Here is a 23,663-nt window from a genome sequence, read left to right on the forward strand (position 1 = left end):
ACTACTCCTTAGCCGTTAAAATAAATTCCAATACTGCATCTTTGCCATCTGGATGTTCGGGAAAATGGATCGAATTAAGGCGCTCTTTCAGCCAATCAATTTCACTGTTAAAAGAACTGTTTCTTGAATAACTGAGAATACGGTAAGAGATCAGTTTCCCCGATGCACTGATACTCATGCGTACCCGTGCCACTTCACCTGCACTCCCTGAGGGTGGACGAAAATAGGTATAAACCAAACCTTGAATCTTAGCATGGTATTCGTTAACGAGCGGCCCCGTCGATCCCCCTTGCGGAATCACTTTTACAAAAGGTTTAGCAAGGGTAACTTTATTCACTTTATCCGAAAAACGGGGCGTCTCTTTTTTTTCTAAAAGCTCTTTTTCCAATGCATTCAAATCATCTCGGCGCTTACTATCATCCTCCCTTTTTTTAGGAGACTTTTCAGTTTTGACCTGAGAAAAAAGATCGGATATTTCAGGTATGGGTTCGGATTTTACAACCTCATTTGGTTCTTGAGCAACTTCAGGTTCTGTAGGGGTCACGGAGGGTTCAGGATCACTTTGTTCCGTAGCTTTTGTCTCGGAAATTGCAATAGAAACATTGATCACATTACTTTGCATCATAGCAAACTGTTCGATTTTAGGGGTGAGGAGAAGAGAATACCCTGCTAAAACGACTAGAGCGATGAAAAGAGAAAATGAGATTAACCCGCTCAAAAAAAAGTAGCGTTCTTGATTCGAACCCATTTACAAAGTCCTCATACTAAAAACTTTGAAAATAGATTGTTTATGGTGCAGTGACAAGAGAGACATTTTGAAAACCGGCTTTTTTAACGACGGCTAAAACATTCATAACTTCACTGTAATTCAAACGTCCGTCAGCACTAATACGTACCGTAGAATCAGCTGGGTAAGAAGGAGCCAAACGGATAAAATTATCGGCAAAAGTTTCAAGTTGAAATTGATCTTGACCAATGTTGATTTTTCGCTCATCAGAAATTATAATTTCAATCTCTTTTTTTTCTGTGATCTCTTTTTGAGCAGAACCTTTCGGGAGACGGATCAACTCTTCATAAACAATATTGGGAGAAATAACCATTAAAATGGCCAGCAAAACGAGCATTACATCCACTAGCGGAGTAATGTTCAGTTCCGGTTTTTCATCCCAATCAAACACGCTTACACTTCTTTTGAAAGGAGTGCATCGCCTTGCATACGAATCAGACCTGATAATTCAAACGCTTTACGTTTAAGAATTTGATGATAGGTATAAGCGAATATTGCGACAAAGATACCTGACGCCGTTGCGACAAGAGCATCCGATACACCCGAAGCTATAATGCTCATCGTCCCACTGGCCTGACCGATATGATCAAACGTATCCAAGATAGAAACAACCGTACCAAAAAGGCCTATAAACGGGGTAGTTGATGCAACAACGGAAAGAAACATCAACCCTTTTGTCGACTCTTTGGTAGCAGCGTAAGAAGCCATATCAAACAGTGAAACAGAAAGACGGGATGAAGATTTAATAAAATGGCTTAAATAGGCATAGTCTGGAATCTGCTTAGACCCTAATAACAAGGACTCAAGCGATTGATTTTCAGTACCAATCCATTGATTTAGTGAAAAGAAACGGTAAAAAAAGACCCAATTAACGGCAATAAAGTAGAAAGAGAGAACCAGTAACACAATGAGTGTTACCGGATGGCTTTTGTCATAAAAATCGGCAAATGTCTGAAACATTTTTTAGACTAAATGATGTGCCGCAGATTCGATACGTGCGGATACTGATGCGATCATAGCATTGGAATCGCCAACACTGCTGATCAAAGATTTCGCTTCATCAAGTGCCTTAGCGATATCTCCTTCATTATCTCCACGAATAGCAACCGCACCGTCTACCAAAACAACTACTTTGTTTTGGGTGATTTGGACTACACCCCAATTCACGACGATTGATTCTGTTTTACCGTTCTCTTTTTGAATATCTATTACTCCAGCTTGGAGCAATGTAGTCAAAGAGACGTGTTCAGGGAGAACACCAAATTCTCCCTCTTCACCCGGAAGGGTGACGCTTTTAGCCGGCCCGTTATAAATCGGACCGCTTGGGGTTAGCACTTCTAAGAGGAGTGTTTCCATCGTGTTTCCTTATAAGGCGAGAAGCAATTACTTGCTTTTCATTTTAGCAGCTTTTTCAATCGCCTCATTCATATCACCAACCATGTAGAACGCGCCTTCTGGCATATGGTCGAATTCACCCTCAAGAATTCCTTTGAACCCTTTGATAGTGTTTTCAAGTGAAACGTATTTTCCTGGAGAACCGGTAAATACTTCCGCAACGAAGAACGGTTGAGAAAGGAATTTCTCGATTTTACGTGCGCGCTCAACAGTTGATTTATCATCTTCTGAAAGCTCATCCATACCGAGAATTGCAATGATATCTTGCAAGTCTTTGTATTTTTGCAATGTTTTTTGAACACCGCGAGCAACACCGTAGTGCTCTTCACCGATGATTTGCGGATCAAGCAAACGAGAGGTTGAATCCAATGGGTCAACCGCAGGATAGATCCCTTTTTCAGCGATTTTACGGTTAAGAACCGTAGTCGCATCAAGGTGAGCAAATACCGAAGCCGGAGCCGGGTCAGTCAAGTCATCCGCAGGTACGTATACCGCTTGAACCGAAGTGATTGAACCTTTTTTGGTTGATGTAATACGGTCTTGGAGAGCACCCATTTCACGAGCCAATGTCGGTTGGTAACCAACGGCTGATGGGATACGTCCAAGAAGTGCTGACATCTCAGAACCCGATTGTGCAAAACGGAAGATGTTATCGATAAACATCAATACGTCAAGTCCTTTTTCATCACGGAAGTACTCCGCCATAGTAAGACCTGTAAGAGCGATACGGTTACGTGCTCCCGGCGGTTCAGACATTTGACCGTAGCACAGTGCTACTTTGTCCAAAACGCTTGATTCTTTCATCTCGTGGTAAAGGTCATTCCCCTCACGAGTACGCTCACCGACACCGGCGAAAACAGATAGACCGTCATGCCCGTGTGCGACGTTATGGATAAGTTCCATGATAATAACGGTTTTACCGACACCGGCACCACCGAAAAGACCAACTTTACCACCCTTAGCGTATGGAGCCAAAAGGTCAACAACTTTGATACCCGTTTCGAACATCTCAGTTTTTGTACTTTGGTCAACAAGTGGTGGAGGATCACGGTGAATTGACCATGTATCACAATCTGTTACTTGATCGCCGCCATCGATAGTTTCACCGATTACGTTGAAGATACGTCCGAGAACTTTTTCTCCAACCGGAACTTTGATCGGAGCACCAGTTGCACGAGCCGCCATTCCGCGAACAAGACCTTCTGACATATCCATAGCGATCGTACGTACACGACCGTTTCCAAGGTGAGATGCTACTTCAAGAATAAGACGAGTCGTATTCCCTTCTACACTTACATTTACTTCGATTGCATCATTGATTGCAGGTAAATACCCTTCAAAATCAACGTCAACAACCGGACCAATTACTTGAGCAATTTTACCAATCATTCTTTCCTCCATAATTATTTCATCGACTCGACGCCGCTGATAATCTCGATAAGTTCGGTTGTAATCGATTCTTGTCTCGCTTTGTTAAACTTGACTTTCAACGAGTTAACCATCTCTTTAGCGTTGTTGGTTGCAGCATCCATTGCCTGCATACGTGCACTGTGCTCTGCCGCAACAGAATCGATCAGAGCATAATACATATTGTATTCAGCGTATTTTGTTACTAATGAATCAAGCATTTTCTCTTCATCTTGTGCTTCAAGCTCTAACATAGTGTTTTGAGCTTTTTCACAATCGTAACTCTCTACATTGACCGGCAATACACGATTAACATGCAACTCTTGGGTAATGACGTTTTTATATCCGTTGTACACAAGATAAACCGCATCAATTTTACCCTCTTTGAAATCATTAATTGATCTCGTCATAAACTCGCTGGAGCGTTGCATATCAGGAGCAGAACTCAAGTTTTTCACTGCATCAAGCATCTCTACTTCATTATAATTGAAAAACTCAATCCCTTTTTTCCCGATACCGCGAAGGCGGATTTTGACTTTTTTATTTTTGTATTCACTCATTAGACGTTTAACCGCTTTGATGGTTTGCATGTTGAAACCGCCGCAGAGCCCTTTGTCCGCTGTTACAAAAATAATGTCGATCATTTCAGGTGCATCATTCTCAATGAAGCAGCGGTTTTCAATCCCGCCCACTTTATTGCATTTAATACGTCCTGCGATTTCAGCTATCACTTGATTCGTTTTTTGTGCAAACAGACGTGAGCGTTTCGCAAGCTCTTCCGCACGGCGAAGTTTCGCCGTTGAAACAAGCTTCATTGCACGCGTAGTTTTTTGCGTGTTCGAAACACTTTTGATCTGTCTTTGAATCTCTTTCAAGTTAGCCATAAAGATCCTTATTCAGCAACGAAAGTAGATTTAAACTCTTCGAGTGCTTTTTTCATCATTGCCATCGTTTCATCATCGATTTTTGATGTACTACGGATGTTTTCAAGAATTTGTGGATAAGACGCTTCAATAAACGGATACAAATCCGCTTCAAATTTAACGACTGAATCTGCAGAAATATCATCAAGATACCCTTCATTACCCGCGAAAATAACCAATGCTTGTTTTTCAGCACCGAGTGGTGAATATGGAGGCTGTTTCAATACTTCAACCATACGTTGACCACGCTCAAGTTGTTTGCGGCTTACTTCATCCAAATCAGAAGCAAATTGGGCAAACGCTTGAAGCTCACGGTATTGTGCCAAATCAAGACGCAATGTTCCTGCAACTTGTTTTGTTGCTTTGATTTGTGCAGCACCACCGACACGTGATACAGAAAGACCTACGTTGATCGCAGGGCGGATACCTGAGTTGAACAAGTCAGTTTCCAAGAAAATTTGACCGTCAGTGATCGAAATAACGTTAGTTGGGATATACGCCGCAACGTCACCCGCTTGAGTTTCGATGATCGGAAGTGCTGTCAATGAACCCGCACCCAACTCATCGTTCAATTTCGCTGCACGCTCTAAAAGACGAGAGTGTAGATAGAAAACGTCACCCGGATATGCTTCACGGCCCGGAGGACGGCGAAGGATCAATGACATTTCACGGTAAGCTACCGCGTGTTTAGAGAGATCATCATAAACGATCAAACCATGACGCGCGTTGTCACGGAAATACTCACCCATCGTTACACCGGTATACGGAGCAAGGAATTGGAGAGCTGCCGCTTCAGAAGCAGGAGCAGAAACGATAATAGTGTATTCAAGCGCACCGTGTTCTTCAAGACGACGGATAACTTGTGCTACCGTCGATTCTTTTTGACCAATCGCAACGTAAACACAGACTACACCGTTCCCTTTTTGGTTGATGATCGTATCCAAAGCAACGGTAGTTTTACCGGTTTGACGGTCACCGATGATAAGTTCACGTTGACCACGTCCGATCGGAACAAGAGCGTCAATCGCTTTAATACCGGTTGCCATCGGTTCATGAACCGACTTACGAGCCATAATCCCTGGAGCTTTCTCTTCAACAAAACGGATTTCTGTTGTTTCGATTGGTCCTTTTCCATCAATTGGCTCACCAAGAGCGTTTACAACACGCCCAAGAAGTGCATTACCGACAGGAACACGTAAAAGACGTCCAAGACGTTTTACTGACATACCTTCGCGAAGATCTTTACCTTTACCAAGAATAACAACACCGACGCTGCTCTCCTCAAGGTTCATAACCAGACCGCGTGAACCGTCTTCAAATTCTACCATCTCTCCGGCCATAACATTGTTCAAGCCATAAACTTGAGCGATTCCATCTCCGTATGAGACGATTTTTCCGGTTTCATTAATATCTACATTAAGTTCGAAATTTTCAATTCGTTCTTTAATGATTGAACTGATTTCGTCTGCTTGTACTTTTGCTACCACTATTTCTCCTTTCCCGAGGGTTAAATTGCTTTTAAAATGTGCTCAACTAATTGAGCATTGAGGCGGCTTTTTGAAAAATTGATTTCAACATTCAAATCATCAACTTCAACACGGACTCCGTCAAAATCAGAAGCAACATAACTCAAAGAGATCGTTGCTCCCATTTTTGTACCCAAATCACGTCCAATCGTTTCGACTGATGCCTGATCGACAACACTGTTGCTATAAATACGTCCACTAAAAGTACGTTTTGCCCGTGCGATCTCACGTGTCAATTGGTCTGCAAGGGTAGGAATCAATAAAAGACGCCCATTTTCAGCCAATAGTTTAATAAGATTGTTAACCGTAGAGCTGTTTGCCGAAGCAACCATATCTAAGATTAGTTGGCGTTTAGCATCGAGAGTGATCTCATTGTTGTTCATAATAAGAATGAATTTTTCATTTTCATAAGCTTTAGCAACACTGTTGAGAAGTAGCGCTAAATTATCTAATGATGATTGATCACATGTATCCATCAAAGGTTTAATGTAACGTTTTGCAATTAGTTCATGTCGCATTTAGGCCACCTTCTTTTTCAAGATTTCGGTCATCGCTTCTTTACCTAAAGCATCATTGCTACTGTTCATAACATCATTCATTACTTCAGAAACCACTTCACGAACCATTTTACGTTTCTCAAGTTCCATTAATGCAACATTTTGCTTTGTAATAATCTCAAGATCTTGTTCAGATTGAGCCAAAATTTTGTCAGACAAAATTTTGTTTTCTTTTTTACTTGATTCACTCAATTCATTCGCAAAATGTTCCGCTTCTTCGATTTTGTGCTCGGCCGCTTCTTTTAGACGTTTTGACTCACGAAGACGCTCTTGAACTTTTTCAAGTTCATCGGCAATACCCGTACTTCTTCCGTTAAAATAGCTCTTAACCGGTTCAGCCAAAATATAAAACAAAATTCCGGCAAAAATCAGGAAGTTAATCGTTCGTTGAACGATGTCCGTAGAGCCCTCTGCACCAGCATCCGATCCAAATAGATACGCGCTGAGCAGTAATACTGTAACGATTATTTTACTCATTGCGTCCCTTATATCTGACTTAGTTTTGCTGATACAGCCGTTTGGAATGCAGGCACTTCATCTTGAAGCGCAGCAATCAACCGTGTTCTCTCTTGCGACAGTTCGCCTTCGAACGTTGCGTACTCAAGTGCTAATTCAGCACGTTTTGTCTCTATTCTGCTATTTGCCAGCGCTTTGGCCTCAGCAATAACTTTTTCTCTTAATGCCGCTGCTTCCAGTTTAGCATCACTCATAATCTTCTCAGCTTTGGCGTGAAACGCGGCGATTTCAGAATCGTTGTTGCCAACTTGTTCCAAATCTTTTTTAATATCCGCATCCCGTTTTTCCATGTAACTGAAAAGAGGTTTGTAAAGCAAACTGTTTAGTAGGGCAATAAGGACAAGGAAGACAATCAGTGTGCTGCCAAGCAGCATCGGACTTATATCTAACATACCACCTCCTAAAAGTTGCGTGATTATACAACTTATAAATTGAAGGGACAGTTAAACGTCAAGAGATATTAAGAAAGTAGGTCTAAAAATGATTCAATTTGTCCATTATCTTCAAATTCAAGGGTTAATTTGTAACCTTTTGTGCTACATTTATAACCAAGAGAAGACAAATGTTTTTTCAATAGAGTAAAATTTAATTCATCAACTTCATGAGAGGCTGTGTGAAGCGTTGAAGGAAGTTTAATTTTTTTAACCATACTTTCCACATCACGAACACTCAACTTTTGGCCGATAATCGAATCGATCATCATCGCTTGTTCACCCGCTTCAAGCCCCAAAATCACCTTCGCATGACCCGCACTGATTTTTCCATCGACAAGAGCTTTTCGCCCTTTTTCACTCAGTTGCAAAAGGCGTAAGGTATTAGTGATCTGAGTACGGCTTTTATGAACGGTTTGAGAAAGTTGTTCATGCGTAAGCTCATGAATATCAATCAATTCTTGATAGGCTTGTGCTAAATCAATAACATTTAGTTCATCACGCTGAATATTTTCGATCAAGGCCTGCTCACGCATCTGCTCGTCACTTACTGACACAACAATCGCTTTGATCGTTTTATTTTTAGCCAGTTTACTCGCACGAAGGCGTCGTTCTCCTGCAATAAGGATATAACCGTCTAAATCTTCTTTGATAACGATTGGTTGCAGTAAACCATGTACTTTAATGGACTCAGAAAGTTCAGCTAAAGATTCAGGATCAAAATGCTTACGGGGTTGATACGGGTTAGGACGGATTTTACTAACAGCAATTTCTTCGACTCCCCCTTTCTTGGGAAGCTCATTATCATATGCCTCTTCGATTTCGCTTAACAGTGCGCCAAGACCTCGACCTAATGCAGATGCTTTCGCCATATTTTTCCTTTAGGCGATAATAGCGTGTGCCAAATCTTGGTACGCCATGGAGCCGCTTGATTTTACATCATACAAAATGGCCGGTTTTCCAAAACTCGGAGATTCTGCCAATTTAACGTTACGTGGGATGACAATATAATCATCACTCCCTCCTGATTTAAACAACTTAGCCGGAAAATGTTGACGTAAATCGGCAAATACTTGACGAGAAAGGTTGTTTTGAGCACTGTACATCGTCGGCAAGAAACCTTTGATTGTCAATTTCGGATTAATCGTTTTGCGTACCAATTTGACGGTATTAAGTAACTGTGCCAACCCTTCCAAAGCAAAAAACTCACATTGAATAGGGATAATAACTGAATTAGATGCAGAAAGTGCATTGATAGTCATCGGTCCAAGTGCCGGAGGAGAATCAATAATGACATAATCATATTCATCTTTAACCTGAGCAATGGCACGTTTCAAAATAAGCTCACGCCCTTTTGCATTATCTGTATCGTAATACTCTTTTTCAACTCCGACAAGACCAATATTGGATGGAGCCAGAAAAAGTTTCGGCAAGGATGTTTTTAAGATTATTTCTCGTAATTTTTTCGCGCCGATCAATACATGATAGATATTAAACTCATAGTTATTGCGATGATACCCTAATGAGGTTGTTGCGTTGGCTTGTGGATCGGCATCGATCAACAATACTTTTTTTTCAGCAACGGCCAAAGATGCGGCTAAATTGACGGCGGTTGTGGTTTTACCCACTCCCCCTTTTTGATTGGCGATAACAATAACTTCACTCATCGTAAACTAAATATCCTTTGGCCGTCGCATTCTAACGATCCGTCTTCAAGCAAAACGGCCTTTTCTAATGCAACTTTTTCATTATTGTTGTGGGTAAAAAATTCTCTACTGTTTTCAAATTCTATCTGGTAATTACTAAAAATCAGCTTCCACGATGGTAAATTTTTAAACAATTCACTATAAGATTTCGTTAAATCATATGCATTGATTTCAATATCGATTTTTTCAAAATATTCAGGTGCAGAAACCAAATTAATGCCAATCCCGCATACCAGTGTTTCACCGACAAGATTCGTGATAACACCGCCGATTTTTTTATTACCTAAATAAAAATCATTCGGCCATTTGAGCCATACCTTCGAGCCGATAGAACCTAAAAGTTCTTTCATTAAAAAAGCCAAATAGATCGATGACGATTCAAGTTTTAAATCAGAAGGCAACATTGAGCGTTCCACGCCCACCGAGATAAAAAGGTTCCCCTCTACCCCTATCCAGTTATTTCCTCGTGAACCTTTACCCGTCGTTTGAGTGAGCGCACCGACACAGACGGGAGTGTGTAACCTTGAAGCTTTCAGTTCGTCCAAGAGGTAGCTTTGAGTCGACTCAAGCGACTCAAACCAATGGATGTCCACACCCGATCCGTTTTCCGTTGAGATAATCAACGACTGAAGTCTCTTGCTTGGAAGGAGCCTGAACCTTTATTATACGAAGTGAACCTTTTTTACACTGAATAAGAATACTCTCTTTCTCAATTTGGGTGATTATTCCCGCTTCTCCGTTGCTGTTCTCTTCTTCTAACAGCATTGATTTAATTTTTAATCCCGATTCAGTGAATATCCCCGGCCATGGAGTGTAAGCTCGATAGCGGTTATACATTTCACGTGCATCGGAAAAATCAATCAAACCGTCGGATTTAAGTATCTTTTTACAGTGGGTAGCCTCAGGATCATTTTGCTTGAGTGCATTTTTTCGATCCCAACTTCGGATAATGTCAAGTGTCAAATGTACCGCTGTATCGGTGAGTCGCGCATACAATGACTCTACCATTTCGTCTGCACCGATAGGGAGTGTTTCAATTTTAATAATGGCTCCGGTATCAAGTCCCTCATCCATCCACATGGCAGTAACGCCGCTTTGGGGGTCATTGTTCAATAGACTTTGTTGAATCGGACTGGCACCGCGATATTGTGGAAGGATAGAGGCATGGAGATTGACACACGGGGCATGATCCAAAATTGCTTTAGGGAGAATCTGACCATATGCCGCAACAATAATCATATCGCACGAAGTTTCTAATATCCCATCTACCACGGCTTCATCTCGTAAGCGAGGAGGCTGTATCACGGGAATATTGCCTTTTTCCGCTATTACTTTTACAATGGGAGGGGTCAAAAGAGCTTTTCGGCCTACCGGTTTGTCGGGTTGAGTGTAAACCGAAACAACCTCAATATCAGTAGCCGTAATCAATGCCTCTAAAATAGATGCCGCATAATCAGGTGTCCCCATAAAAATAATACGGGTCATTAAAGTGTCTCTACAGCTTTAAAAAAACTGCCTCCGCGATGTGAACCTTCGATCAAAAAACTTTTTGCATCGCTAAGATCAAATCCGCTGGCTAAAAACATCGCTCCGCCGCGTTTGAGGAGAAAATCGGCCGCTTTGAGTTTCGTCACGATCCCTCCCGTCGCAAAATTATGATTTGGAGTCACTTCCAAAGAAAGTTCTTCCGGAGTAATATTCTCAATCCGAGCACGAACTTTCGCGTCATCATGACTACGTGGGTCTTTATCATAATACGCATCGATATCCGATAAAATCACCAAAAGATCTGCTCCGAAATGGTATGCTGCGTACGCTGAAAGCTGATCGTTATCTCCCAAAATCAACTCTTCCGTCGCCGTTGCATCGTTTTCATTGATAATCGGGACAACATTGTGTTTGAGGAGTGTTTCAATCGTATCTTTTGCTTTTTGAGACTCTTCTGCCGTATTAAAATTAGCCGCTGTTACTAAAACTTGCGAGGGGAGGATATTATGCTGTTCGAACATCTTGCGGTATTTATTCATCAAAATTGGCTGACCGATGGAAGCAAGGGCTTGTTTGTTCGCCAAAATCTTTTTATCGAGTTTGAGTTCGGTATATCCTGCTGCAACTGCCCCCGAAGAGACAAGGATAACTTCATAACTTTTTTTGAGTTCTGCAATAAAATCGACCAAACGCTGCATCCGATCTTTTGCGATCCGGTCATGGTCGCTTAGAACCGCACTTCCGACTTTGACGACGATCCGCTTCATGCGCGCTCCGTTACGACCATTTGATAGAGTGCATACGTTAATGGTTTGATATTAAGATTGATCGCTGATGAAATCGGTGCGATAAATGCCGGTTTAGACCGCTCATAAAATGCTTTATCAAAATCAGCTTGCTCATAGACCGGATACTCTTCGCTAAAAGCAAAGCGGCTTTTTTTAACGGGATCAAGATTGACCAATTTCAAAAATGCATTCGTTTTTTCTATCGCTTCTTCAGGACTCATCGCATCCGCACGGGTCAATGCGATCGCAAAATTACGTTCCGCTAAAAGAGGTGAGAATTTTTCAAGCTCTTGTTTGAGAGTTTCGTATTGATATTCAAGCTCATGGTATGATGCCAAATCGATCATAAATAATAATGTTTTCGTCCGCTCAATATGACGAAGGAATTTAAGCCCAAGCCCTTTTCCCTCAGATGCTCCACCGATAATACCCGGGATATCCGCCATGATATACGAATCAAACTCACCAATATTGATTTGCCCAAGCTTCGGAGTCAATGTTGTAAACTCGTAGTTTGCTACTTCAGGACGTGCATTCGAAACGGTAGAGATCAATGTTGATTTACCGACATTCGGAAATCCGACCAAACCAACATCCGCGATGAGTTTAAGATCAAGTCGGAGAACGCGGGTAATCGCAGGTTCACCTGGTTGAGCATACATCGGTTTTTGATTGGTAGAGGACTTAAAGTGAACGTTTCCAAGACCACCTCGTCCCCCCTCTAAAAAGAGAACCTCTTTACCGTCTTCTAATAGATCCAGTAAAATATCGCCTGTTTCGACATCCACAACTTGCGTTCCCGGAGGGACAACGACAACAAGGCGTTTACCGGCTTTACCCGCCATATTGGAGCCAGCACCCGGTTGACCTTTATCGGCTTTGAGGTTTTTGTTCCCTTGAAAGTGTGCAAGCGTATGGGTGTTGTTGTCTACTTTGAAATAAACATCACCACCGCGACCGCCATCGCCACCGTTTGGACCACCTTGAAGGACATATTTCTCCCGTCTAAAAGCAACACACCCTGCTCCCCCTTTTCCAGAGGAGACGGTAATTTCTACACTATCACTAAACATGGATGTCCTTAAAGTTATTTTGAACATTTGCCTCTAATGAGACAACTATTATTTGCTTAACTCTGCACTTCGATTCTCAAGTACACGATTAAAAAGATAATTTAGGAAATGGATTCAAAATCGGGCGAAAGCCCGATGTAAGTGAAAATTAAGCGGCAGGGATGATAGAGACTTGTTTACGTTTTTTGTCTTTACGTTCGAATGCAACGACACCGTCAACTAAAGCATACAAAGTATGGTCTTTACCCATTCCCATGTTTTTACCCGGGTGAACTTTTGTTCCGCGTTGACGGATAACGATATTACCCGCTCTTACGAATTCACCACCGTATTTCTTGACACCGAGTCTACGTCCCGCTGAGTCGCGGTTATTCTGTGTACTACCCTGACCTTTCTTATGAGCCATGCTGTCCTCCTACTTTTAAATAATTACGCAGCGATCTTAACGATGCGAACGCGTGTGTGATCTCTTCTGAAACCACGCTTCAATTTACTGTCTTTACGACGACGTTTTTTGTAGATCACGACTTTACGGTCACGACCTTCATTGATAACCTCAGCAGTAACAACAGCACCCTCTACGAATGGAGTACCGGTTTTAAGTTCACCGTTATTAACGGCAAGAACTTCTTTGATTTCGACGGTGGTTTTAGGATCTAGTCCCATTTTATCGAACAAAAGGATATCACCCTCTTGAACTTTATACTGTTTTCCGCCGTTTTTGATAATTGCGTACATTAGCGTTCCTTACTTACAAGTCTACAAAAAGTGGCGAATTATAGCCAACGTATATTTAAGCTTGGTTTAAAATGTAGAGTTGAGAGTGGAATCTCGTACAATGCCTGACAATAACTGCCGTTTATTTTTATCTTGATCGGAAAATTGCACCAACCTACACCACACCTTATTCGTTAATATATAACAACTATAGGTGTTTTTAAGTGATAAACAGTCATAATTCTTCTGATTTTATTATATAGGTATGTTTTTGTGATTGATACGCTTCTCCTTATCAAATTAGTGATCGTCTTTGGGGCATCACTCTTTTTAATCAAACTCCTCATCCGCTACGCTCCGACACTGGGATTGGTCGATATCCCAAATCACCGCAGCGTCCATCAAAATGTCACCCCTAGAGGAGCAGGTATCGCGATGATGCTGGCCATCATCCTCTCAGATGTTCTCCTTTGGAACGAAATCGTTTTTACCCATCTTATCTCGTTCATCGCTATCTTTTTGATTTTTGCCGTCGGTGTACTGGACGACCACCGAGACACCACCCCGAAAACGAAATTCTTCGTCATCATCGTCGCAATTTTACTCCTCTACATGGACGGTCTGTGCATCGATTCGCTGGGGACTATTTTCGGTATTGATTTTGATTTGGGATGGTTTGCAATTCCTTATACGATCTTTGCGATAGCGGGATTGACCAACGCGATGAATCTGGCCGATGGGCTGGATGGTTTAGCCGCAGGGATGGGGATCGTCATTCTCTCAGCATTTGCAGTGATCGGATTCGAAAACCACGATCCTTTTTTGATCTATCTGTCGCTGTCGTTCATGACCGCTATGAGTGCATTTTTGCTGTTCAACTGGAACCCGGCAAAAATTTTTATGGGCGATAGCGGCTCACTGACACTGGGCTTTGTGATCGGTGTTTTATGGATCAAAGCGCTTCCGTATATTCAACCTACCGTCATCTTGTTTCTGGCTGCTATTCCTGTAATGGATACCCTCATCGTCATGATTCGGCGCAAACGGAACGGCAAATCGATGTTTTCTGCGGACAAATTCCACATGCACCATCTTCTTCTGGGCTTTTTCAACGGCAACGTCAAAAAAACCGTTATCTTTATCGTTTTGCTACAAGCCTTCTATTCAATTCTGGGATATAATCTCAGCAATTACCCGAATCAACGCTATATCATCATCTTTTTTCTACTAAATTTGGCGATTCTCTACATTTTGCTCAATGCCATGATCAGCAAACAACACCCCTTTGCACTTCGCAAACGTCATAAAAAAAACAAATCCTTCAAATAATTGATGCTATTTTCACGAGCATCAACCCTTTTTTCATAAATAAGCGGGGGTCATTTTTTTACAAATAAACAAACGTCACCATAATCATCAAATACAAAAATATAGTTGTACGAAAATGTTTGTAATCCATTTTTTCTTGTTGTTCAAGCATATTGGCAGTAGTAATTCCTACAAGCATATAAAAAGGTATGACCTGTAAACACGAAAAGTGTGAAAATGGGCCAAGATTCGCCGGTAAATAGTAAAAAATGTAATCACCGAATAACATATGGTAAGGGATGTTGACAATCAATTCGATAAAAATTGCTTCGGTGCCCAGTAATAATCCTAATCTTAATGTACTCATTTGTGAATTGTGCAAAAAAACAACACTCCGCCAATAGGTATAAAAACCAAGCGTACCCCATACAAACGGGAAAAAATAACTAATATTCCCACCGTGAACCGGGTAGAGACGGTACTCCCATAAAGGAGCCCCAAAGATTATGGAATACAGGGTATTGACAAAGTCTTCCCCTATTACACCCAATAATGAAAATACAAAGACAATGTAAACTAATTTTTTCCAATCAGGGCGTAATAACCGTTTAGTAACAATACAGAAGAAAGCATAAAAGAGTACGATTACTCCAACACTATACAGAATAGTATTTAAAACATTGATCTCAAACATTTGTTGTGTTCCCTCTATTGGCTTATAACGTCTTTTGACTAAGAAGCTTTAAAATTTTTCGTATTATTTGCAGTGCAGATTTTGGAGTACTTTTGCCACTCCAAAAACGCAATGCAGCCTGATGTACTGTTGTATTCGTTAGCAGTTTAACAACTCGCTCAATGATCCAATCCCATCGTAGCAAAAGTTTTTGTAGTAGTTCCATCGCTTTAAAACGTTTTTGTAAATTCTTTTGCCATAGCTGTTTATATTGATCAAGATCACCATCCACGATTGCTTCAACGGCATAGCGTGCTGAACACATGGCATAATAAATTCCTTCATACGTGAAAGGGGAAACTTGTCCGGCAGCATCTCCGACAAACAAAATATTATCTTTACGATAGAGGTCATCTTTCCAGACAGGGATATAGTACCCTCTCGCTTTTGGTACATAATTTAATCCTAATTTTTCACAAAAGAGTCCAAAACACTTATGGACATTTGATTCATCTTCACACGCAAGTCCAATATGTGTTCCTTCGTTGTGAATAAAAGACCATGCATAATAACCTTGAGCAATATCCTTACCAAACCAAAATTCACATTTACTGGTTAATGGCTGTTGTACTTTAGCGTAGAGTGTCAATACTCTTCTTGGCAAAGTTCCTGTTACTGCTTTTCGGACAGTAGAATTCACACCATCAGCAGCTATAATGTATTTTGCTTGTATACGAAACTCTAAGGAATTGGATTTTATGTAAGCAAATAGACCATCATACGATTTAAAATAACCTTCTATTACTTCTGCACCTTCATTTTGAGCCAATGTTCGCAAGTAAGTATCAAATTCTAATCGATTTACAATGGCCAAAGGTTCTTTTTCAAGACTCACATCAACACCGAAAAGACTTGGTGTTACAAACTTTATAGTATTTACGTAATGAGAAATTTTCGCTTTATCTAAGGCAAATTCATCAAAAGCTTTTAATACCATACCACCGCCACACGGTTTTTCAAAAGTAAAACTTTTTTGTACCAATAATACCTTGTATTTTTTTTGTGCTAAAAATCGTGCTGCTGTTGCTCCCGCTGGACCACCACCAACAATTAATACATCATAATTTTTTACCATAAATGGAACCATACAATAAATTATCTTTATCGTTACAACTTCTATGATATAAAGTGCATCCTTTGGAAACAATAAACGCCCACTCTTGCCTCTTTCTTAGTGCAAATCAGCGTTGAGGAGCCTATTTTTCTCGAAGAGTTTTTGAAAATGGGGGGAGTGTTTTGCTTTTGATAGCGAATCGATATGGCGCATTTTATGGGTATCACTCCCTACAAAATCAACCAAACCATGATCGATTATCCATTCAGCCGCTTTTTTTACTGGATTCGAATAATAACCTGCAAGGGAATTGATATTGATCTGGAACAATACGCCCATTTGTTTAATCTGCTGATACTCTCCCATGTTATCATGCAGATAACTATATCGCTCAGGATGCGCAAGTATAGGCTGATAGCCGTGAGCTTTAATCGCATAAATATGATCATGAAAAGCATATGGGCGTATATTATAAGAGGTTTCAAATAAAACATAATTCTCACCGAACGTCAGAATCTCCTTTGCTTCCAGCAACGTAAGAAAATATTCATCCAAATAATATTCGGCAGCCGCTTCAATTTCTATCGTAATTCCTCTGTTTTGGAGTTGCGTACGTACATCATTTAGCCCGTTAAGGATGATTTCTGGTGTATTGCGATAAGCATCATGCATAATATGCGGGGTAGTGATAAGCTTTTGATATCCTAGATCCTTAAGAGCCTGTATCAGTTCAATCGATTCTTCCATACTCTTGGAACCGTCATCGATTCCGGGAATAAGATGGGAATGAAGATCGACCGTTAGGTCAGCAAAAGTCGCTTTAGTGATCGGCTCAGCCGCCGATTGGGAGAAAAGATCTTTTAGCGACCAAGCCATCGTTTGTACCATGCTTTGACTTCCACTTCCTCATTACCGTATCCACCATATCCATATCCATATCCATATCCATATCCATATCCATATCCGTATCCGCCTGAGGATTTTTTCGGCGGAACTGCACTGAGGATAATCCCTGTATTTTTGATGTTATGCGCACTCACCGTTCGGTCAAAACGGACGGCAAACCCTCGTTTTGCATAATTCACCCGAAGAACAAAGAGCGTAATATCGGCTTCATTAGCGAGAATCAATCCATCTGTGACCAGACCTACCGGTGGAGTATCCAGAATGACATAATCATAGTTTGTTTTCAGCGTTGCAAGTACCTCTTTCATCCGTTCGGACATAATCAATTCTGAAGGGTTCGGAGGCACGGCACCCGATGAGATAATATCCAGATTATCAATCGATGAGTGCTGGATAATTTCTTCCAATTCGGCATGTCCGGAGAGGTAATTACTCATTCCTTTTTCATTTTTCAAACCGAATACCTGATGAAGTGTCGGCAAACGAAGGTCAAGATTGATGATAATAACTTTTTTGTCACTCAACGCAAGGATTGACCCGAGATTTGATGCAGTCGTTGTTTTCCCCTCACCCGGAATCGTGGAAGTAACCATGATCACTTTATGGTTGGCATAGGTTGCCATAAACTGTAAATTTGTCCGCATAGAACGAAATGACTCTGCATAAACCGATTTGGGATTATCCATCACTAAGTGACGGCTATCGATTGCTTCTTTAATAAAAGGGATTGACCCGATAACCGGGATATTGGTCTCTTTGCTTACATCATCGAATCCTTTGATTGTATCATCAAAGAAATCACGTAGAAACGCTATCATAATTCCAATGATTGCACCCACCAAAGCCCATATCATTAATAATAACGATTTATTCGGTTTGATCGGGGCCAACGGAGGCAATGCTTTATCGACAATACGATTATTTGAAACCGTAGATGCTTTTACAATCGATGCTTCGGATTGTTTTTCGAGTAAATACGAATATATTTTTTCGTTGACCACAAAACTTCGTTCTAAATCTATGTATTGACGTTCCGTCGCAGGAAGTTTTTGAAAATGTGCTTCATTTCTATCAATCACTTTTTGAATGGAACTTTTTCGCTGACTGATCCCCTGCCGAAGACTCATTAGATTTGAATTAATCTCTTTTTTTAGTTTATCGATCTGAACTGCTTGCTGAAGTACTTCTGGATGGTTATCCGTGTATTCTACCATCAACGCTTTTTTCTTTCGTTCTGCTTCACTCAATGATAGGATTAAAGAGCTAATCAATGAATCTGAAATTTCCAGAGGAGCGATCGAAAGTGCCGTAAAATCTCCTTTTTTTACCAATTCGGTAACCCGTTTAGCCTGGTCTTCTTCAATCTCGATTTGAGCAAGCTGCTGATCGTATACAGAAAGTTTTTGAATGGAAGACTCTGTTTCAGCTGCAATATCCATCATCTCATGAGTTTGTTTGAAATTTTCGACATTCACTGCAGAGGTTTCAAGATTTTTCTTAACCTCATCAAGCTGTTTTTCAATAAATTCAAGTGTTTTGGATGCTTCTTCCGTATTAAAATTAATATTTTGCTGAATATATGCATTGGCCAAAGTATCGGTAAATATCTGTGCTCGCTGAGGAACATTGTCTTGATACACAATATTGACCAGGGAACTGGTCTTTTCAGGTTGCTTAATTTGAATATTCGGTAAAATCATTCCTTCAATAAGCGAACGTGTATCCGTTATCGAAAACATACATTTATCAGACTCATAGCCACTACGTTTTGTAATTTTCATAACAAAGTATTTTGTCTGTATCATCTCACCATAGCGATGACGCCCACTATATCTGACTCCATCACCTAAACCGATTTTCTCTTTCCATGACAAATTAATGTTCAACACAAAAGTACCATCATTTTCCGGTTTAACTATAAATTGACGCCCCATAAATCGTTTATCAAGAATGTTGAAATCGCTAACGATAAACGGTGCTTCACTGTGGAATAGCTCTTGTGTTTTCAAATTGGATTTAACAAAATAACGCACCGAAAATGGGACTTCCCGAAGAGCATCTTCAATTAATGAATACGATTTCAAAACACCGATTTCTGTTTCGATTTCATTATTGGAAACTCCTCCCATAGCCATTTGAAGCATATCATTTTGCCCATTTTTAGCTTCTTTTTTAATCCGCAATGTGGTAGAGGTCTCATAAACAGGCGGCATAAAATACGTATTGACAATCCCAACACTGAATGTAATTAAAAAGACAATAATGATGGAAACTTTTCTCTCAATGAGGCGTTCAAAAATCTGTTTTATATTGATTTCGTCTTCAGAAATAGTATTATTGATATCACGTGCCATATATACATTGCTCCTTATTTGGTCAAATATTGAATAGATACGAACGGTGAAATCAGCGAGTTGATCAACTGGAGCACAGGAAGGTATTCATTAACATTAACATTGGTTACTCTCATGGTATTTGGCTCAACATAGACAACATTTCCCTGATGCAGTATAAGATCGCTGGTATTAAGTGAGGCAAGATTCGTCATATCAACCGTAGAGATGGTTGGATTATTGTGATCACCACGCAAAATTTTAACCGATGTTCTTTCGCCATAAACATTAAAATCACCTGCTTGTGCAATCGCTTCTATGAGACTCATAGTATCATTGGTGAGGGGCACTATGCCTGGGCGGTTTACCTCTCCCATCACATATATTCTCTGATTCACAAGCTCAACAGTTACCTGCGGTTCTTTAAGATACTTGGCATATTTTTCTCGAAGTAGCTCTGAGGCTTCTTCTTTCGTCAGACCACTCATCTTAACACGTCCGAGCAATGCCAGCATCACAGTTCCGTCTGCTGAAACCGACAACCCTGCCTCAGCACGGGTAGTGAGTTCCGGATGATTAAACACCTGAACAGAGAGTTTATCCCGAGGCGAAATTTTATATTCAATTTGAACCGGTTGCTGATAAACCGGCTGAGTTTTAACAGAATTTTCCTGAAATAACGACATATCCTGCTTGGTTGCACATCCAGACAATAGTAACACCACCGGCAGTATTAAAATTTTCTTTATCATTAAGTATCTCCATCTTTTACGAGTCTGATTTTCATGTTGTATTTTTATGATATTTAAAATTTGGATTATAGCACAGAATCACGGGGTTTCACGAGTAACCAATGTGTTCAAAAGCAAAATTTTTATTGTGTAGGAATGGCTTGTAATATCTTAAAACAGTTTTTCATAACTTAAAGTTTACATATGGCTGGAATGACCCCCGTTTTATAGACACATTAGTTTTCCGCTAACACCTCATTTTTCGTTGATTCCAAAAAGTATCGTACCTCAAATTCGTTTGGAGATAGATAACCCAGATAACTATGCCGTCTTTTAGGGTTATAGAACATCTCTATATAGTGAAATATTTTGGATTTTGCATACTCTCTCGTTACAAATATCTCTTTCCTGACACATTCACGTTTCAAGGTTTTAAAGAAGCTTTCCACGACGGCATTGTCATAACAGTTCCCTCGTCTGCTCATACTGGGGATGATGTTGGAGTGTTTTAGCATACTTTGCCATTCATAGGAGCTAAACTGCGATCCTTGATCGGAATGAAGTATCACGCTTTGTTTCGGACGCTGCCGCATTGTAGCCATTCTTAGTGCATCCATAGCCACGGATGTTGTCATCCGATGGCTCATCCCCCATCCAATCACTTTACGGCTGAAGAGATCGAGCACCACCGCCAAATAGAGCCATCCCTCATAAGTTCGGATATAGGTGATATCGGTCACCCATGCTTCATTAGGTTTCTCGACGTTAAAGCACTGCTTGAGATGATTCGGATGGGCTTTATGGATACTGCCAGCTTTATGGCGAGGTTTCTTCTTGAGAGTTCCGGCACCGTACAATCCAATAATCTTCATCAATCGTGCCACACGTTTGCGATTGACGGTGATTCCCGATTCGATTAGGTCTTTGTGGATATTCCGATAGCCGTAGGCATTGTGACTCTGTGCATACGCCTCTTTGATCTGAACACTCAGCACTTCATTTGCCTTTGCCCGATCAGACAATGGCGCTTTCACCCAAGCGTAATATCCGCTCGGATGAACTTGCATTGCTTTGCACAATCGTCTAATCCCATATAGGGGTTCATGAACCTGAATAAATGCGTACTTTATCCTTGGTTTCTGGCAAAGTACGCGGCGGCCTTTTTTAGGATGTCACGCTCCTCGGTAACGCGCTTGAGTTCTGACTTTAGCCGTCGTATCTCATCATTAGATGCTTGTTGCTGTCCAAACTCCTTGGGACTTTTATACTGGCTCACCCACTTTTTCAATGAATCAGGATGTACTCCCAGCCGATCAGCAACCTCTTTGATCGGGTAATTGTTATTGATTACCTGCTTTGCAGCTTCTTCTTTGAACTCATCTGTGTATCTTGGGGGCATTTTTCTCTCCTAATCGTATTCCTTGTCGATTATTATCGACGAAATTAACGAATAAAAAAGTGTCTACTGTTTTGGGGTCATTCCAGGCATACGTCTTAAATATAATTCCTATCATTATATTCCAATCAAGAAAGTAATAATATATGGATACCGTCTTAATTCTAAAATTAATACTTAGTAAGTATTATGGTGTCAGATCTGCTTGTCTTGAACGACCTTGTTTTATTGCACATTTATCCTCTTTAACTAGAATCCAGCAAAGATTTTTATGGGTGACAACGGTCCAGAAAATAAACATCGGCTATTACCTCAATAGCTTGTGTGTCTGCTTCCAAACGTCCCAAAACGGTAGGAAAGACCTAGTTGTAGCGTCGGTGTTTCCAATCCATCCGATAGACTTCGCGTGGTGCCCACACCCAATATCGCATCAGTATTAGGAGCGATCTTGTATAAGACTCCAGTTTCAACCTCCACAATAGCCCCCGTACCAACATCTATTCCACCACCACCGCCGGCACCAACACCTGCTTGAACGTATAATTCTAATGGAATTTGAAGCGGCAATGGGTAATTTACCCCCAATCCCAACGTACCAGAAGCATAACCTCCTGCACCACCGCTATAGGCCCCTAAAGCTCTAGCGTACAAATATCCCGCGCCCGAGGAAAGAGCATCAATCTGCATCCCCACCAAAGATATTTCCTCTGCATCTGCCGATTTACGCTGTGCCGAGATATAAGTCTCATGAAGTGGACGTACTCGCCAAACTCGACGAATCAATGTTTCGCCGTTGATGTTGCCCACGGACATTCCCTTAGACGGGCTGAGCGTTACAAGCGTATGATTGAGTGAAAAGATTAACGTACGAGCTTTGAAATCTCCATCGACTGCCTGCGTATACCCACTTCGGGCATCCAGCGACCATTCGGGGCTAAGCTGATACGACAACCCCGCAGATACTTTACCCATAGCACCTCCACCCGTAGCAACCTCTCCTCCTCCGCCCATACCTACGGCACCTTCAAGATTCAAAAAGACTCTACTTTTCGTTTTTATGTTGTCTAACACTCCGTATCGCCATCCCATTCCTGCAAAGATTTCCGCATACCCGTCTGCGCCGCCACCCATCGCCCCAGCAGTCGTGATATACCACGCGACATTACGTGACAAGAAGTTCGTGTATCGAATGCCTACCGTCTCAAACGGTTCGATCAAAAGCGTGCCATCGGTTTTTAAAGAATCGCTTATTTGGGTGTAATGCTGTATTTCGACTCCAAATGCACCCTCTTTTAGCTCCAATGAGCGCTGAAAAATCCCCGCGACATCATACGGAAGAGAATCCAATGATCCCCCATATCCTCCATCTAATCGAAACGACTCGAACGGAATATCGACAACACCGGCGATTTGCGTACTACGTATCTCTCCATTGGGGAATTCGATTCTAGAGAGCTGTAAGCCTGCACGTATATCCGAATTTCCGTAGGTTACCCCAACATGAGGGCGGAGCATGAGTCCTCCCCCCTGATGCGCTGCACCTCCGCCACCTCCGCCAATAAACACTCCCCCCTCAGCTTCGAGACCTCCTATCAATGGATACCGAAGTCCCCCTTCGAATCCTCCGGTAAAAAATCCTCCTCTCTCTCCGGCGGCTGCACCATAAATACCCAACCCACCATACCAGTACGAGCCAAACATCTGCTGATAATTCAACCCAATCAACCCCATCGATTCATTACCCGGCATTGCAAGTGTCTCATAAGTCATGCGAAGATTATTTTGATCGAGACTTACCGGTATCGGATCAGCCCACACGGTAAGTGCGATACTACATACTATTGAGATGGCAACGGGTTGTTTTCGTATCATTGCTTTTAGTCCTTTC

26 protein-coding genes are annotated in these 23,663 nt (G+C 41.3%); 1 reads left to right on the forward strand and 25 read right to left on the reverse strand.

Features of this window, described 5'->3' with window-relative positions; genetic code table 11:
- Position 1 precedes the first annotated feature (1 nt).
- From B649_RS08365 to rplU, 18 genes are all read right to left on the reverse strand, one after another.
- On the reverse strand, positions 2-748 hold the full coding sequence (locus B649_RS08365) for a TonB C-terminal domain-containing protein (RefSeq protein ID WP_015654087.1): 747 nt from the start codon (positions 746-748) through the stop codon (positions 2-4).
- A 40-nt stretch (positions 749-788) separates the two neighbouring features.
- The gene (locus tag B649_RS08370; protein WP_015654088.1) at positions 789-1,178 is read right to left on the reverse strand and encodes a biopolymer transporter ExbD; all 390 of its coding nucleotides are present in this window, start codon (positions 1,176-1,178) and stop codon (positions 789-791) included.
- A gap of 2 nt (positions 1,179-1,180) precedes the next feature.
- Positions 1,181-1,747 carry a MotA/TolQ/ExbB proton channel family protein gene (locus tag B649_RS08375; protein ID WP_015654089.1) on the reverse strand — a complete coding sequence of 189 codons (567 nt, stop codon included), beginning with the start codon at positions 1,745-1,747 and terminating at the stop codon, positions 1,181-1,183.
- 3 nt (positions 1,748-1,750) lie between these two features.
- A complete protein-coding gene (gene atpC, locus B649_RS08380; protein WP_015654090.1) occupies positions 1,751-2,143 on the reverse strand; it encodes an ATP synthase F1 subunit epsilon in 393 nt (130 codons plus the stop codon).
- 27 nt (positions 2,144-2,170) lie between these two features.
- Entirely contained in the window at positions 2,171-3,571 is a 1,401-nt protein-coding gene (gene atpD / locus B649_RS08385; protein ID WP_015654091.1) for a F0F1 ATP synthase subunit beta, read from the reverse strand.
- Positions 3,572-3,585: 14 nt separating this feature from the next.
- The gene (atpG, locus tag B649_RS08390) at positions 3,586-4,473 is read right to left on the reverse strand and encodes an ATP synthase F1 subunit gamma (RefSeq protein WP_015654092.1); all 888 of its coding nucleotides are present in this window, start codon (positions 4,471-4,473) and stop codon (positions 3,586-3,588) included.
- Positions 4,474-4,481: 8 nt separating this feature from the next.
- Positions 4,482-5,999, reverse strand: coding sequence for a F0F1 ATP synthase subunit alpha (gene atpA / locus B649_RS08395; protein WP_015654093.1), 1,518 nt, complete (start codon positions 5,997-5,999; stop codon positions 4,482-4,484).
- Positions 6,000-6,019: 20 nt separating this feature from the next.
- A complete protein-coding gene (locus B649_RS08400) occupies positions 6,020-6,556 on the reverse strand; it encodes a F0F1 ATP synthase subunit delta (RefSeq protein ID WP_015654094.1) in 537 nt (178 codons plus the stop codon).
- A complete protein-coding gene (locus B649_RS08405; RefSeq protein WP_015654095.1) occupies positions 6,557-7,072 on the reverse strand; it encodes a F0F1 ATP synthase subunit B in 516 nt (171 codons plus the stop codon). It abuts the gene before it with no gap.
- Between the two features lie 8 nt (positions 7,073-7,080).
- Positions 7,081-7,503 (reverse strand): hypothetical protein, encoded by a 423-nt coding sequence (locus B649_RS08410; RefSeq protein WP_015654096.1) that lies wholly within the window; start codon positions 7,501-7,503, stop codon positions 7,081-7,083.
- A 68-nt stretch (positions 7,504-7,571) separates the two neighbouring features.
- A complete protein-coding gene (locus B649_RS08415) occupies positions 7,572-8,414 on the reverse strand; it encodes a ParB/RepB/Spo0J family partition protein (RefSeq protein WP_015654097.1) in 843 nt (280 codons plus the stop codon).
- 9 nt (positions 8,415-8,423) lie between these two features.
- Complete coding sequence (locus B649_RS08420; RefSeq protein WP_015654098.1) at positions 8,424-9,209, reverse strand: AAA family ATPase; 786 nt, start codon at positions 9,207-9,209, stop codon at positions 8,424-8,426.
- Positions 9,206-9,841, reverse strand: coding sequence for a biotin--[acetyl-CoA-carboxylase] ligase (locus B649_RS08425; protein ID WP_015654099.1), 636 nt, complete (start codon positions 9,839-9,841; stop codon positions 9,206-9,208). Before B649_RS08425 ends, B649_RS08420 begins: the two co-directional genes overlap by 4 nt.
- Positions 9,822-10,733 (reverse strand): methionyl-tRNA formyltransferase, encoded by a 912-nt coding sequence (gene fmt, locus B649_RS08430; protein WP_015654100.1) that lies wholly within the window; start codon positions 10,731-10,733, stop codon positions 9,822-9,824. Before fmt ends, B649_RS08425 begins: the two co-directional genes overlap by 20 nt.
- Positions 10,733-11,503 (reverse strand): glutamate 5-kinase, encoded by a 771-nt coding sequence (gene proB, locus B649_RS08435; RefSeq protein WP_015654101.1) that lies wholly within the window; start codon positions 11,501-11,503, stop codon positions 10,733-10,735. Before proB ends, fmt begins: the two co-directional genes overlap by 1 nt.
- Complete coding sequence (gene obgE, locus B649_RS08440) at positions 11,500-12,597, reverse strand: GTPase ObgE (protein ID WP_015654102.1); 1,098 nt, start codon at positions 12,595-12,597, stop codon at positions 11,500-11,502. Before obgE ends, proB begins: the two co-directional genes overlap by 4 nt.
- A 148-nt stretch (positions 12,598-12,745) precedes the next feature.
- Complete coding sequence (gene rpmA / locus B649_RS08445; RefSeq protein WP_015654103.1) at positions 12,746-13,003, reverse strand: 50S ribosomal protein L27; 258 nt, start codon at positions 13,001-13,003, stop codon at positions 12,746-12,748.
- A 23-nt stretch (positions 13,004-13,026) separates the two neighbouring features.
- On the reverse strand, positions 13,027-13,335 hold the full coding sequence (gene rplU / locus B649_RS08450; RefSeq protein ID WP_015654104.1) for a 50S ribosomal protein L21: 309 nt from the start codon (positions 13,333-13,335) through the stop codon (positions 13,027-13,029).
- A gap of 252 nt (positions 13,336-13,587) precedes the next feature.
- On the opposite strand from rplU, the gene B649_RS08455 reads away from it, so the two are divergent.
- Positions 13,588-14,643, forward strand: coding sequence for an MraY family glycosyltransferase (locus B649_RS08455; protein ID WP_015654105.1), 1,056 nt, complete (start codon positions 13,588-13,590; stop codon positions 14,641-14,643).
- A gap of 58 nt (positions 14,644-14,701) precedes the next feature.
- Here the strand turns inward: B649_RS08455 and B649_RS08460 are convergent, their stop codons facing one another.
- The 7 genes from B649_RS08460 to B649_RS08495 all read right to left on the reverse strand — a co-directional run bounded on the left by B649_RS08460 (position 14,702) and on the right by B649_RS08495 (position 23,647).
- Complete coding sequence (locus tag B649_RS08460; protein ID WP_015654106.1) at positions 14,702-15,316, reverse strand: hypothetical protein; 615 nt, start codon at positions 15,314-15,316, stop codon at positions 14,702-14,704.
- A 22-nt stretch (positions 15,317-15,338) separates the two neighbouring features.
- The gene (locus B649_RS08465; RefSeq protein ID WP_015654107.1) at positions 15,339-16,442 is read right to left on the reverse strand and encodes an NAD(P)/FAD-dependent oxidoreductase; all 1,104 of its coding nucleotides are present in this window, start codon (positions 16,440-16,442) and stop codon (positions 15,339-15,341) included.
- A gap of 84 nt (positions 16,443-16,526) precedes the next feature.
- Complete coding sequence (locus B649_RS08470; protein ID WP_051013656.1) at positions 16,527-17,285, reverse strand: CpsB/CapC family capsule biosynthesis tyrosine phosphatase; 759 nt, start codon at positions 17,283-17,285, stop codon at positions 16,527-16,529.
- Complete coding sequence (locus tag B649_RS08475; protein WP_015654109.1) at positions 17,270-19,669, reverse strand: polysaccharide biosynthesis tyrosine autokinase; 2,400 nt, start codon at positions 19,667-19,669, stop codon at positions 17,270-17,272. Before B649_RS08475 ends, B649_RS08470 begins: the two co-directional genes overlap by 16 nt.
- A gap of 14 nt (positions 19,670-19,683) precedes the next feature.
- Positions 19,684-20,370: a polysaccharide biosynthesis/export family protein gene (locus tag B649_RS12280; protein WP_291750863.1), complete on the reverse strand. Its 687-nt coding sequence runs from the start codon at positions 20,368-20,370 to the stop codon at positions 19,684-19,686.
- 245 nt (positions 20,371-20,615) lie between these two features.
- A protein-coding gene (locus tag B649_RS08485) for an IS3 family transposase (RefSeq protein WP_291750865.1) occupies positions 20,616-21,778 on the reverse strand; the annotation gives its coding sequence in 2 pieces (ribosomal slippage) (positions 20,616-21,541 and positions 21,541-21,778; 1,164 coding nt in all).
- A gap of 309 nt (positions 21,779-22,087) precedes the next feature.
- Entirely contained in the window at positions 22,088-23,647 is a 1,560-nt protein-coding gene (locus B649_RS08495; RefSeq protein WP_015654111.1) for a hypothetical protein, read from the reverse strand.
- Positions 23,648-23,663: the final 16 nt, after the last annotated feature.

The sequence above is a fragment of the Candidatus Sulfuricurvum sp. RIFRC-1 genome (genome assembly GCF_000310245.1).
GTDB lineage: Bacteria > Campylobacterota > Campylobacteria > Campylobacterales > Sulfurimonadaceae > Sulfuricurvum.